The 11,752-nt window shown below is 70.8% G+C and carries 12 protein-coding genes; 6 read left to right on the top strand and 6 right to left on the bottom strand.

Going from position 1 to position 11,752, the window contains the following annotated elements; all coding sequences use genetic code 11:
- The first annotated feature begins 57 nt into the window (after positions 1-57).
- From DFR72_RS13100 to DFR72_RS13090, 3 genes are all read left to right on the top strand, one after another.
- Positions 58-303 carry an Rrf2 family transcriptional regulator gene (locus DFR72_RS13100; RefSeq protein WP_090062330.1) on the top strand — a complete coding sequence of 82 codons (246 nt, stop codon included), beginning with the start codon at positions 58-60 and terminating at the stop codon, positions 301-303.
- 265 nt (positions 304-568) lie between these two features.
- Positions 569-2,821, top strand: coding sequence for a cellulose binding domain-containing protein (locus DFR72_RS46325; RefSeq protein WP_245982870.1), 2,253 nt, complete (start codon positions 569-571; stop codon positions 2,819-2,821).
- Entirely contained in the window at positions 2,821-4,491 is a 1,671-nt protein-coding gene (locus DFR72_RS13090) for a cellulose binding domain-containing protein (RefSeq protein WP_090062333.1), read from the top strand. Before DFR72_RS46325 ends, DFR72_RS13090 begins: the two co-directional genes overlap by 1 nt.
- Before the next feature lie 51 nt (positions 4,492-4,542).
- Here DFR72_RS13090 and DFR72_RS13085 read toward each other — a convergent pair whose 3' ends face one another.
- From DFR72_RS13085 to DFR72_RS13070, 4 genes are all read right to left on the bottom strand, one after another.
- Positions 4,543-5,004: a P-loop NTPase family protein gene (locus tag DFR72_RS13085; protein ID WP_090062335.1), complete on the bottom strand. Its 462-nt coding sequence runs from the start codon at positions 5,002-5,004 to the stop codon at positions 4,543-4,545.
- Between the two features lie 27 nt (positions 5,005-5,031).
- Positions 5,032-6,441 carry a sensor histidine kinase gene (locus DFR72_RS13080; RefSeq protein ID WP_090062336.1) on the bottom strand — a complete coding sequence of 470 codons (1,410 nt, stop codon included), beginning with the start codon at positions 6,439-6,441 and terminating at the stop codon, positions 5,032-5,034.
- The gene (locus tag DFR72_RS13075) at positions 6,438-7,109 is read right to left on the bottom strand and encodes a response regulator (protein ID WP_090062338.1); all 672 of its coding nucleotides are present in this window, start codon (positions 7,107-7,109) and stop codon (positions 6,438-6,440) included. The genes DFR72_RS13080 and DFR72_RS13075 overlap by 4 nt, the downstream gene beginning before the upstream one ends.
- A gap of 183 nt (positions 7,110-7,292) precedes the next feature.
- Positions 7,293-8,225 carry an EamA family transporter gene (locus DFR72_RS13070; RefSeq protein ID WP_090062339.1) on the bottom strand — a complete coding sequence of 311 codons (933 nt, stop codon included), beginning with the start codon at positions 8,223-8,225 and terminating at the stop codon, positions 7,293-7,295.
- An 87-nt stretch (positions 8,226-8,312) separates the two neighbouring features.
- On the opposite strand from DFR72_RS13070, the gene DFR72_RS13065 reads away from it, so the two are divergent.
- The 3 genes from DFR72_RS13065 to DFR72_RS45495 all read left to right on the top strand — a co-directional run bounded on the left by DFR72_RS13065 (position 8,313) and on the right by DFR72_RS45495 (position 9,564).
- Positions 8,313-8,867, top strand: coding sequence for a CGNR zinc finger domain-containing protein (locus DFR72_RS13065; protein ID WP_090062341.1), 555 nt, complete (start codon positions 8,313-8,315; stop codon positions 8,865-8,867).
- A 46-nt stretch (positions 8,868-8,913) separates the two neighbouring features.
- A complete protein-coding gene (locus tag DFR72_RS45500) occupies positions 8,914-9,219 on the top strand; it encodes a LysR family transcriptional regulator (protein WP_170176242.1) in 306 nt (101 codons plus the stop codon).
- 90 nt (positions 9,220-9,309) lie between these two features.
- The gene (locus DFR72_RS45495; protein WP_090062344.1) at positions 9,310-9,564 is read left to right on the top strand and encodes a hypothetical protein; all 255 of its coding nucleotides are present in this window, start codon (positions 9,310-9,312) and stop codon (positions 9,562-9,564) included.
- Here the strand turns inward: DFR72_RS45495 and DFR72_RS13055 are convergent.
- Both DFR72_RS13055 and DFR72_RS13050 read right to left on the bottom strand, forming a co-directional pair.
- Positions 9,548-10,240, bottom strand: a complete 693-nt coding sequence (locus DFR72_RS13055) for a hypothetical protein (RefSeq protein ID WP_090062346.1) — start codon at positions 10,238-10,240, stop codon at positions 9,548-9,550. The two genes, DFR72_RS45495 and DFR72_RS13055, sit on opposite strands and share 17 nt — an antisense overlap.
- Positions 10,241-10,295: 55 nt before the next feature.
- The gene (locus DFR72_RS13050; protein ID WP_090062347.1) at positions 10,296-11,714 is read right to left on the bottom strand and encodes an aldehyde dehydrogenase family protein; all 1,419 of its coding nucleotides are present in this window, start codon (positions 11,712-11,714) and stop codon (positions 10,296-10,298) included.
- Positions 11,715-11,752: the final 38 nt, after the last annotated feature.

Below are 11,752 nucleotides of genomic sequence, written 5' to 3'. Positions count from 1 at the left end.
TCTGCTCCGGTGGCGGGGAAACTTGACGTTCGATGTCCAGGTTCCTGGCATCGGCCGGTGCGGATGAACCAGGGTGTCGAGTGGGCCGTGCACGTGCTGCTCTCGCTCGCCTGGGTCGACAACGACCGCCCGGTCAGCACCGCCGCGCTCGCCGCGAGCTACGACCTGCCGCCGGCGTACCCGCACAAGCAGATGCAGGCGCTCGCCAGGGCCTCGCAGATGATCGCCGACGTGAAGGCGGAGGCGGACGCCCACGCGCCGTCCGCCGCCCGGATCGCGCGGAAGGCCTACGGGCGGGACTGAGCGGAATCCCGAATTTCCATTCCGGGAGTCGCGAAAGCGGTCGGACAGTCTTCTGCAAACGTTGCAGATTTCCTATTTCACATATCTGAAGTTCACATGCTCGAACATTTCTGCGAATTGCGCGCGAATTGTTGACGGGGACTTCGTGGACTATTCACAATTCGACTCCGCGGTGTGAGCCGCCACACAACCGCGGTCCGAAGAGTCCCTGGAGGCATGCGTGTCCCGAAGTCAAGGCCTACGCCGGGCAGCTGTGCTCGGCATCGTGGGCACAGTCGCCGCGGCGGGCATCGCCGTGCTGGTGAACACGGCCGGCGCGGCCCCTGGCGCGGGCGCGCTCACCGGTCTGGACACCTCGGCGGGCAACCGCCGGGCACCCGTGGGCGGCTTGTACGACTGGAGCAGGGCGGGTTATCGCGGAGGCCAGAACCTCCCGGGCCCGAGCGAGATCAACACCAGTGCCGCGTGCCAGATCACCGCCGCCGAACTGGCGGGCCAGTTCGCCGTGAAGCCGAACGACGGATTGGACGACTCGGCGGGTCTGCAGGCGGCCATCGACTCGATCAGGACGACCTGCTCGCCGTCGGCCGGCTATTCCAAGCTCAGCCTGATCACGCTGCCCGCCGGTGAGTTGGCGGTCTCGCGCGAACTGCACGCCGACGCCGACTTCCTGGTCATCCGCGGGGCCGGCAGGGATGCCACGAAGATCACCTTCCGGCCGGACGCGAACACCCTGTACGACTCCCTGACGCCGGACGGCTCGGACTGGGACGAGGACGGCATGACGTCCGGGCAGGGCAAGGGCGGCTGGCTGTGGCCCGGCCGCGGCCTGTTCCGGGTGCAGTCGCGCGGCGTCGACCAGAGCTACGCGAGCGATTACGCGGCGGCACCGGAGAACCGCAAGGACCTGTTCGAGGGCACGGTCAACGTGCACTGGAAGGTCGGCGCGAAGGTGGCGGCGGCCGCGAAAGCCGGTGACCGCACGATCAGCGTGCAGTCGGTGACGAGGATCAAGCCCGGCACGTTCGTCAACGTGCGCGCGGCGAACTCGGTGAAGTTCTACGAGCAGCAGCAGGCGACGGGCACGTCCTACCCGATGCTGAACATGCACATGCGGCAGCAGATCTTCACCGTCACGGCGGTCTCCGGCACGACGGTGACGCTCGACAGGCCGCTGGAGTTCGACGTCCCGGTCAACTCCACCTCGGACGGGTCCGCGCCGATCGGCGGCACGCCGTACGACTCCAAGGTGTCGCCGCTCGTGGATCCGGTCGAGGGCGTCGGCTTCGAGGACTTCGGCTTCACCCAGGCGATGCCCGGCCTGAACCAGCCCGACTCGGTCAACAACTACGGCAACATGGCCCCCGCCGCGGAGATGCACGGCATCGTCTTCAAGTGGGCGGCGAACTCGTGGGTGAAGGGCGTCCGCGCCGAGATGACCGGGTCGCACCCGATCGTCACCGAGGAGGCCAAGAACCTCCAGATCGTGAACAACGAGCTCGACGGTTCGTGGAACAAGGGCAAGGGCGGCAACGGTTACTTCCGCGGCTCGCGCGTCTGGGACTCGCTCTACGCCGGCAACACCTCCCGCAACCTGCGGCACTTCACGTTCCAGTGGTCCGCCGCGGGCAACGTCGTGATCGGCAACGACTTCGACTCCGACCTGAACCTGCACGGCGGCTGGGAGCGCAACAACCTCTTCGAGCTGAACACCGTCCGGGTGCCCTACGCCCACCGGTCGGCCAACTGCCGCGCCAACTGCGGTGAGGAGGGTGGCGGCGGTCCCGACAGCTCGAACTGGTTCCCGATCTGGTGGGGCGCGGGCAAGAAGGCCGTCAAGTGGTCCGGCGCGTCCGGTCCCCGCAACGTCTTCTTCAACAACACCATGACGAAGCAGACCGCGACCGGCGGCCCGTTCACCGGCTTCTACGCCGACCGCGCGCGGATCTACCAGTTCGGCTGGAACGGCTCGGCCTACCAGCACCTCGACATCGGCGGCACGCCGATCGCCGACTGGGCCTCCAACGAGCAGCGCGACTACACCGGCGGCCACGGCGTGGACGCCACGAAGACCGACTCGGCGGCGTCGCTGTTCCTCAGTTCGATCAGCGGCACCCCGCCCACCAGCACCACCACGTCGACCACGACCACCACCACTACGACGACCACGAGCACCACGACCACGACGACGACCCCGCCGCCGGGCTCGTGCCTCACCGCCAAGATCACCCAGACCTCGGTGTGGAGCAGCGGTTACGGCGCCGACGTGACGCTGACCAACGGCTGCGTCACCGCGACGTCGTCGTGGACGGTCGAGTTCGACCTGCCGTCGGGCACCACGGTCAGCAGTTCGTGGAGCTCGGTCCGCACGTCCACGGGCCAGCACCACAAGTTCACCAACGTGGGCTTCAACGGTGCGGTCAAGCCCGGTGCCAGCACGAAGTTCGGCTTCAACGCCTCGGGCACCGGTCTTCCCACCGGCTGCACCGTGAACGGCAACTCCTGCGGAGGCAACTGATGCGCACCAGGGCACTGGCACTGGCCGGGGTGGCCGCGACCGTCGCGGCACTGCTCAGCGGCGCGTCCGCACAGGCCGCGGCACCCGTGCTGAAGGCGGCGGTCACCCAGACGTCGGTGTGGAACGGCGGTTACGGCGCGGACGTGACGATCACCAACTCCGGTGACGCCGCGAGCACGTCGTGGACGGTCGAGTTCGACCTGCCGTCCGGCACCACGGTCACCAGTTCGTGGAGCTCGGTCCGCACCTCCGCCGGTCAGCACCACAAGTTCACCAACGCGGGCTTCAACGGTGCCGTCAAGCCCGGTGCCAGCACGAAGTTCGGCTTCAACGCCTCCGGCGGGAGCCTGCCGACGAACTGCACGATCAACGCTGCGCCGTGCGGCGGAGGCACCACCCCGCCCGTGGACACGCAGGCGCCCACCGCGCCGACCGGCCCGCGGTCCACCGGGGTGACGTCCGGTTCGGTGTCGCTCGCGTGGACGGCGTCGACCGACGACGTCGGCGTCACCGGGTACGAGGTGCTGCTCGGCAACGCGGTCAGCACGACCGTCACCGGCACGTCGGCGACCGTCAGCGGCCTGTCCCCGGCCACCGCGTACTCCTTCACGGTGCGCGCCAGGGACGCGGCGGGCAACAGGTCGGCGGCGAGCACCGCCGTGAGCGCGACGACCAGCCCGGACAGCGGCGGTGGCGGCACCGTCGACGTGTCCACCGCGGCACAGCTCCAGGCGGCGCTGGCCGCGGCCGGCCCCGGCCAGACGATCAGGATGGCGCCGGGCACGTACCGCGGTTCGTTCGTCGCCAACGGCCGGGCGGGCACCGCGTCCCAGCGCATCACCCTCAGCGGACCGCGCGATGCCGTCCTCATCAACGACGGTCCCACCGGCGTCGCCCCGTCCTGCCCCGCGCCCACCGCGGGCTGGGACTCCGGCTACGGCCTGTGGCTCTTCGGCTCCCCGTACTGGAACCTCACCGGGTTCACCGTGCGGGAGTCGAAGAAGGGCATCGTCCTCGACGACTCGCACCACGTCACGATCGACGCGGTCTCGGTGCACCACCTCGACGAGGAAGCGGTCCACTTCCGCCGTTCCTCGGCCGACGGCGTCATCCGCAACTCCACGATCACCGACACCGGTCTCGTCCAGCCCGGCTACGGCGAAGGCGTGTACCTCGGTTCCGCCAACTCGAACTGGGCCTGCCACGGCAACAGCGGCGGCATCGACCGCAGCGACCGCGTCCAGGTGCTGAACAACAGGATCGGCCCGAACGTCACGGCCGAGGCGATCGACGTCAAGGAAGGCACCTACGAGGGCGTCATCCGCGGCAACACGTTCGACGGCCAGGGCATCAGCGGCCAGAACTCGGCCGACTCCTGGGTCGACGTCAAGGGCATCGGCTACCTGGTCGAGGACAACACCGGCACGTTCCGCAGTCCCGGCACCTTCGCCCACGGCTACGAGACGCACAACACCAGCACCACCCCGGCCCTGCCCAACGGCTGCGGCAACACCTGGCGCGGCAACCGTTCGGACCTCGGCGGCGTGGGCCAGTACGCCATCAACATCACCTCGGTGTCGAAGTGCGCGGCGCTGCCCAACGTCGTGCACGCCTCCAACACCGTGACCGGGGCGGTGAAGGGCCTGACCAACGCTCCTGTCACCCCGTGACACCCCTGTCCCGTGCCCGGCGCTCCACTGTGGACGCCGGGCACGGTCGTGTCACGAGTGCTGTGCGAGAAAACGAGCTGTCGCGCGCGGGCTCCGGAACACGTGCAGCCGTGCTTCTCCGGCGTGTGCCGCGATCGCGTTCTGCAGGAGCGGCCGGTACCTGCGGCGCCACGACCACACCCAGCGCCAGAACTCGGCGCTCTCGCGGGACCTCAGCAGCGCGCGCCAGGCGCAGCGCGGGAAGGAGTAGTCGAGCAGCAGCACGGTGTCCGCCCTGCGCAGGCGGACCTCGAGGACGTCGTGGGGGCCGAGGTCACCGTCCATGATCCACCGGTCCTCGGCGGCGAGCTCGCCCTGGACGATGGCCCAGAGGTCGTGCGGGGTCGGCTCCAGGTCCGGTCCCCAGAAGTGCTTGTCGAGCTCGATGACGGGGAGTCCGGTCGCGGTGCCGAGGGCCGTCGCGAGGGTGGACTTCCCCGCGCCGCCACGGCCGAGGATGACGACGCGTTCCATGTCCGTGATCGTGTCAGGCGCCCCGGCTCACGCGTGCACCGGCTGGTGTTCGCCGAAGATGAGCGCCCAGTCCAGCTCCGGCTCGGGGACCGGGCGTGGTTCGGGGATGTGGCCGTGGGCCGGCACGATCGAACCGTTGAGGAACTGCCACACCTCGTCGCCCAGGCGCTGCTGCCCCAGGGCGGTGGCCTTCCTCGGTTGCGGGATGCCGGTGGGAATCGTTGCCACGAAACGGATTCCGCGGAACCCCTCGGCGTCGGTGGCGTCGAGCGTGCCGTGGTGCCGGGTGGCGATGCGGCGGGCGATCGCGAGACCGAGGCCTGCACCTCCCGCGGCACGGGTGCGGGCCTCGTCGAGCCTGGTGAACCGGTCGAAGACGCGTTCGCGGTCCGCCTCGGGGATGCCGGGGCCGTCGTCGATGACCTCGAGCGTGGCGGTCTCGCCGCCGCGCAGGCGCACGACGACCTCGGTGCCCGCGTGGCGTTCGGCGTTGTCCAGCAGGTTGCCGAGCAGCCGCGACAGCTGGGCGCGCCGGCCGGGGACGAGCACCTGGTCGTCGGCCTCCAGGGTGACCGCGGCCCGGCGGGAGACCTCGCGCCGCACAACGGCGGTGAGGTCGACGGTGTCCTGCTTGTCCAGCGCGTCGGCGTCCAGCCGGGCCAGCAGCAGCAGGTCCGTGGTCAGCTCCTGCAGCCGTTCCGCGTCCTCCAGCGCCGACTTCACGACGGTGGGCCAGTCCGCGAGGTACGGGTGCGACAGCGCGATCTCCAGCTCGGCGCGCAGTGCGGCCAGCGGGCTGCGCAGCTCGTGCGAGGCGTCCGCGACGAACCTGCGGGTGTCCTCGACGGTGCGGTGCATCCGGTCGAGGGTCTCGTTCAGCGTGGCGGCCAGCCGGGCGATCTCGTTGTCGGAGGACGGCACCGGGACGCGCCGGGTGAGGTTGTGCTCGTTGATCTCGGCCACCTCGGCGCGCATCGTCTCCACCGGCCGCAGCACCCGGCTGGTCGCGGCCAGCACCGTGACGGACACGAGCGTGGTGATCGACGCGAGCACGGCGAGCAGGGCCAGCGTGGCGCTGTCGAGCTGCTCCTGCGCCCGCGAGGCGATCGCGCGGGCCTCGTCCTCGTCGCGGCGCGGTCCTTCCCCGACCTGCTGGGACCGGGTCGCAGCGCTGTCGCCGAACGGCCACAGCGACAGGGCCGGCCGCACCTCCGTGCTCGCGTACCGGACGAGCACCCCCGGCGTGGCGGCGGTCGCGTACGGCTGCAGCGGTACGCACCGGGTGCTGGAGCACATGTAGTGCACGCGCGAACTGTCCGCGGTCTGCATCGCGATCTCCGCGCGCTGCGACACCAGCATCAGCATCCCGGCGAGGCCGACCAGCAGCGCGGTGGCCACCGTGGCCAGCACGGTCACCCTGGCCTGCAGGGACTTCACCGGTCCACCAACCTGTAGCCGACACCGCGCACGGTGGTGATGCTCCGCCGGTCGAACGGCGTGTCGATCTTGCGGCGCAGCGCGCTGATGTAGACCTCGACCAGGTTGGGGTCGGGGTCCTGCGCCGCGTCCCACACGCCGTCGATGATCTCCGACTTGGTGACGACCTCACCCGCGTGCCTGAGCAGGAAGTTCAGCACCGAGAACTCCTTCGCCTTCAGGTCGATCCGCGCGGTGCCCCGGTGGCACTCCCGGCTGACCGGGTCGAGCACCAGGTCACCGGCCCGCAGCAGCACCGGCTGGGCGGTGCGCGACCGCCGGGCCAGCGCCCGGAGCCGGGCCACCAGCACCACGTAGGAGAACGGCTTGGTCAGGTAGTCGTCCGCGCCGGTGTCGAGGCCCTCCGCCTCGTCGAACTCGCCGTCCTTCGCGGTGAGCATCAGGATCGGCGTCCACACACCCGCGTCGCGCAACGCCTGGCAGACCCGGTACCCGTTGAGACCGGGCAGCATGATGTCCAGGACGATCACGTCGTACGGGTGCTCGCGCGCCCGCCACAACCCGTCCGTGCCGGTGCGTTCCACGTCGACCGCGAACCCCTCCGCGGTCAGGCCGCGGGTGAGCAGGCCGGCGAGGCGGGGGTCGTCTTCCACCACGAGCACGCGCATGGCAGCAGCCTGCCGCATCGATCATGATCGCGTCCTGAAATCCGGTTCAGGATCGTTCAGCGTCCCTTCAGGTTCACCCTGGCAGGCTTCGCAGCGTGGATCGGGGGATTCCACGACAGGGGGAGCAGGTGGCGGTGCCGCTGGGGGGCGGCGCTGCCACCTGCTGGTCCGCGGGGCGACGCCCTAGGCGTGCACGGGGACGGGTTCCACCTTCTGGCGCTCGGCGCGGACCGAGGCGATGCCGCCCAGGATCAGCAGGCCGCCGAGCAGCTGCAACGGCGAGAGCCCCTCGCCCAGCAGGAGCCAGGCGAACAGCGAGGCGGAGACGACCTCCAGCAGTGCGATGAACGACGCCAGCCGTGAGCCGAGGATGCCCGAGGCGGTGATGCCGCTCGCGTAGGCCAGCGCGGTGCCGATGACCGCGACGACGAGCAGCGGCACCCACCAGGCCGTGGGGGTGCCGAACAGCGGCACGTCGCCGAACGTGGCGGTGAACGGCAGCAGGCCGGTGGCTCCCACCAGGGCCAGGACCGGCACGGCGAGCAGCAGGCCGGCGCCGGCGAGTGCCACCGGCGGCAGGCCGTTGTTGGGGCGGGCGGCGATCACGAAGTACACGGAACACCCGATGGCGGCACCGAAGGCGGCGGCCAGGCCGATCGGGTCGACGGCCTGGATCGCGCCGGGGCCGATGACCAGCACCAGGCCGCCGACCGCGAGCACCGAGCCGATCAGGACGACGGGTGCCGGCGTGCGCCTGCTGACCGCCCAGGTGAAGCCGACCAGGATGAGCGGGGCGAGAAATTCGATGAGCAGCGCCGTCGCCACCGGGATCCGCTGGATGGCGGCGAAGTAGAGGACCTGGGTGACCGCCACGCCCACCAGGCCCATGCCCAGCACGGGCCAGCGCGCCTGCCACAGCAACGTCCAGCGGCCGCGCATCAGGACGATGACGAACGGCAGCAGCACCAGACCGGCGGTGAGCGCGCGGGCCGTGACGGCGGCGGCGGGGGACCAGCCTGCCTCCAGCAACGGTTTGACGAACGCGCCGGAGGTGCCGAACGAGATGAACGAGACCGCGGCTGCGATCAAGCCCGTGGACTTCGACGGGGTCCCCATGGTCGCGTGCCTCCCGGATCCAGACGGTGTCATGGCCTAACCTGGCTCATGACCCTGACGCTAGGCCGGTCTCGGTAAGGAGTCAATTTGCGTTTTGCCCCTGACACGGAGGAGTCGCTCGCGTTCGTCGTAGCGCTGTGCAACACGGACCCGTCCGCGTCGCGCGGTGGCGACGACGAGCTGGCCACCGTCGACCAGTTGCTGGCCCTGCTCGGCCGGTTCCACTACTCGGGGCGCATCGACGGCGACGAGGCGGAACTGCGGGACGTCCACCTGACACGCGCGCTGCTCAGGAACGTGTGGTCGCTGGAGCGCGACGACGCCGTCGAGGCCGTCAACAAGATGCTGCGCGACGCGAAGGCGCTGCCGCACCTCGTCCGGCACGACGACCTCGACTGGCACATGCACGCGACCGAGCCCACCTCGCCGCTCGCCGAACGCATGCGGGTGGAGGCGGCGCTCGCGCTCATCGACGTGATCCGGATGAACGAGATGGACCGCCTGCGGGTCTGCGCGGCCGACGACTGCGCAGGGCTCCTGCTCGACCTGTCCCGCAACGGGTTGAAGCGGTTCTGCAGCGTGCGGTGCGGCAACCGGATGAACATGATCGCGTTCCGCGAACGGCGCGCGGACGGCCGGTGAGATCGGCTGATGCCCACTGGGCATCGGACGTGGTCGGCCGGCGGGTGTGGAACTGCGGCAACTGCGTTACGTCGTGGCGGTGGCGGAACACCGGCACTTCCGGCGGGCGGCACTGGCGCTCGGCATGACCCAGCCCTCCCTGTCGCGGCAGGTGGGAGCGGTCGAGCAGGAGCGGGGGACCCGGCTGTTCGAACGGACCGCGCGCGGCGTGGTGCCGACGGCGGCGGGTGCGGTCTACGTCGTGCACGCACGGCGGTGCTGGAGCAGATCGAGACCGGGGCGACCGAGGCGCAACGGGCGGCGCGCGGACTGGCCGGTTCGTTGCGGCTGGGCTTCGTCGGCGAGGCGCTGATCGAACTGCTGCCGTCGTTGCTGGCGCGGTTCCGGTCCGCGCACCCCGGAGTGGTCCTGGAGTGCCGCGAACTGTCGACCGCCCAGAGCGATGGCCGACGGCCTCGCCTTCTACACCCAGTTCGAGTCCTACCGGCGCGTGCTCGCGCTCAACGGCACCGAGAACCCCGCGGACCTGGCGTTGATCGGCGACGAGGACACGGTGGCCGCCGGGCTGCGCGCCTACGCGGAGGCGGGTGCCACGGAGATCGTCCTCACCGCGCACCACGACCTCGACGCGGCCACCCAGAGCAGGACGCGCCGTCTGGCCGGGATGCTCGCCCAGGACGCTAGTCGCCGAACGTGAACCCGGTGCGCACGCGCAGTTCCGTGGTGGCGCAGTCCCCACCCGCGCGCTCGGCGACGAAGGTGTACTCGCGGTCGCTCGTCATCGGGAACTCGTTGCGCACCAGGACATCGCGCGACACGCCCTCGGCGACGGTCCTGCCGTCGAGCACGACGTGCCACCTCACCTCGGACTCGCAGCCGGGCAGCTCGACCGACAGCCCGCCGTGTCCCGTGCGCGCCGGAGTGCGGCCGACACCGCCGAACCGCGTCTCCACCTTCGCCCCGGCGGCCAGTTCGTACACGTGCACGGGAGCGCAGACCGTGGCTTCCCCGCCGCCGTTGCACTCCTGCACGGTCCGGGGAGCGTCACCGCCCACGACCTTGGTGTTCACGTGGTCCGGCAGGTTCGCCAGCATGACGGCGGCGAAGGCGATGGCACCCAGGGAAGCGATCATCGTCACCGTCGACACCACCACGGTGCGCACCCGGCGCTGCACGGCCTCCGAACGCTCGCGCGCCTCCAGTTCGAGCTTCTGCAGCAGCTCCGGCTTGTCCGTGGCCGCCGCGACGAGCATCGTCATCTGGCGGGTGGCGAGCGCGGCGGAGCGGGACGCCATCAGCGACGCGATGAGCGCGATGACGGCGCTGATGATCCCCGCTACCCACGACACCCGTTCGACCCAGTCCCAGAACACCGCGCAATCCAAGCAGAACAACGGGATTCAGCGGACCGGAACGGTGATGATCACGTCACCCGCGGCGCATCACGCGCTGGGCGAGGCGCGTTCCGAAGCCGCCGAACGGGGGCTGGGCGAGGCGGAGCGTGTCGAACGCGAGCGGCTTGCGCAGCACGGGCTTGAGGTGGGAGAAGGCCTTCCACGAGTACTGGCCGTGGTAGGCGCCCATCCCGCTGGCACCGACGCCGCCGAACGGCAGCCCGCTCGCCGCCACGTGGATCAGGCCCGCGTCGTGGACCACGGCACCGGACGACGTGTGCTGCTCGAACAGGCGGCGGGTGCGGGCGGACGACGTGAACACGTACAGCGCGAGGGGCTTGTCCCAGGCGTTGACGACGTCGACCGCCTGCTCGGCCGAGTCGACCGCGACGACCGGCAGGACGGGGCCGAAGATCTCGTCGCGCAGCACCGGGTGGGCCGCGTCCGGGCCGACGGACGGGCGGTCGCCGCTCAGCGTCACGACGGTGGGCGCGAGGTACCGCTCCGTCCGGTCGTGCTCGCCGCCGACCACCACGTTCGTGCCGTCCAGCAGGGACACGAGCCGGTCGAACTGCCGTTCGTCCACGATCCGGCCGTAGTCCGCGCTCGCCCGCGGGTCCGAACCCCACAGGTCCGCGATCGCCCTGCCGAGCGCCTCCACGAGTGCGGGGACCCGGTCGGGGGTGGTCATCACGTAGTCGGGGGCGACGCACGTCTGGCCCGCGTTGGTGAACTTCGCCCACACCAGCCGCCGTGCCGCCTGGTCCAGGTGGGCGTCGTCGTCGAACCAGGCGGGCGACTTGCCGCCCAGTTCCAGCGTCACCGGCGTCAGGTGCTCGGCCGCGGCCCGCATCACGATCCGGCCGACCGTGCCGCTGCCCGTGAAGACGATGTGGTCGAACCGCTGCGCCAGCAGTTCGGTGGTCTCCGGGACGCCGCCCTGCACCACGCGCACGGTGCCGTCGGGGAAGTAGGCGGGCACGAGCCTCGCGATCAGCGCCGACGTCTCCGGCGCGAGCTCACTCGGTTTGAGGACGGCCGTGTCGCCCGCGGCCAGCACGCCGGCGAGCGGGTCGAGCAGCAGCTGCATCGGGTAGTTCCACGGTGCGATCACCAGCACCACGCCGAGCGGTTCGGGCACCAGCCGGGCTCGCGCCGGCCACAGCCCCAGCGGCACCGGGCCGCGCCGGGACCGCGACCACCTCCGCAGGTGGCGCAGCGCGTGGCCGATCTCCGCGAGCACCACGCCGATCTCGGTCAGCTGCGCCTCGCCCGAGCCCTTGTGCAGGTCGCTCCACAGGGCGGCCTCGAACGCGGCCTCGTTCTCGGTGAGCATCGCGCGCAACGCCCGGAGACCGGCGGCGCGGGCGGCCAGGGGACGGGTGGCGCCGGAGTCGAACACCTCGCGGGCGCCGGAGACGGTCGCGGCGATGTCAGCTGTCGTCGAGGGCATGCGCCCCACCGTACCGCATTACGAAACAGATCCTTTTC

Origin of the sequence: Lentzea flaviverrucosa (assembly GCF_003350445.1) — a bacterium.
Taxonomy (GTDB): Bacteria; Actinomycetota; Actinomycetes; order Mycobacteriales; family Pseudonocardiaceae; genus Lentzea; species Lentzea californiensis.
Note: the sequence above shows the minus strand (reverse complement) of the source record. Positions and strands in the feature narration are given on the sequence as shown.

Bases quoted from the DNA above. Each gene is read 5' to 3' on its own strand.
- DFR72_RS13090 (WP_090062333.1), top strand. From the start codon at position 2,821: ATGCGCACCAGGGCACTGGCACTGGCCGGGGTGGCCGCGACCGTCGCG.
- DFR72_RS13085 (WP_090062335.1), bottom strand. From the start codon at position 5,004: ATGGAACGCGTCGTCATCCTCGGCCGTGGCGGCGCGGGGAAGTCCACC.
- DFR72_RS13075 (WP_090062338.1), bottom strand. From the start codon at position 7,109: ATGCGCGTGCTCGTGGTGGAAGACGACCCCCGCCTCGCCGGCCTGCTC.
- DFR72_RS13070 (WP_090062339.1), bottom strand. From the start codon at position 8,225: ATGGGGACCCCGTCGAAGTCCACGGGCTTGATCGCAGCCGCGGTCTCG.
- DFR72_RS45495 (WP_090062344.1), top strand. From the start codon at position 9,310: ATGGCCGACGGCCTCGCCTTCTACACCCAGTTCGAGTCCTACCGGCGC.
- DFR72_RS13050 (WP_090062347.1), bottom strand. From the start codon at position 11,714: ATGCCCTCGACGACAGCTGACATCGCCGCGACCGTCTCCGGCGCCCGC.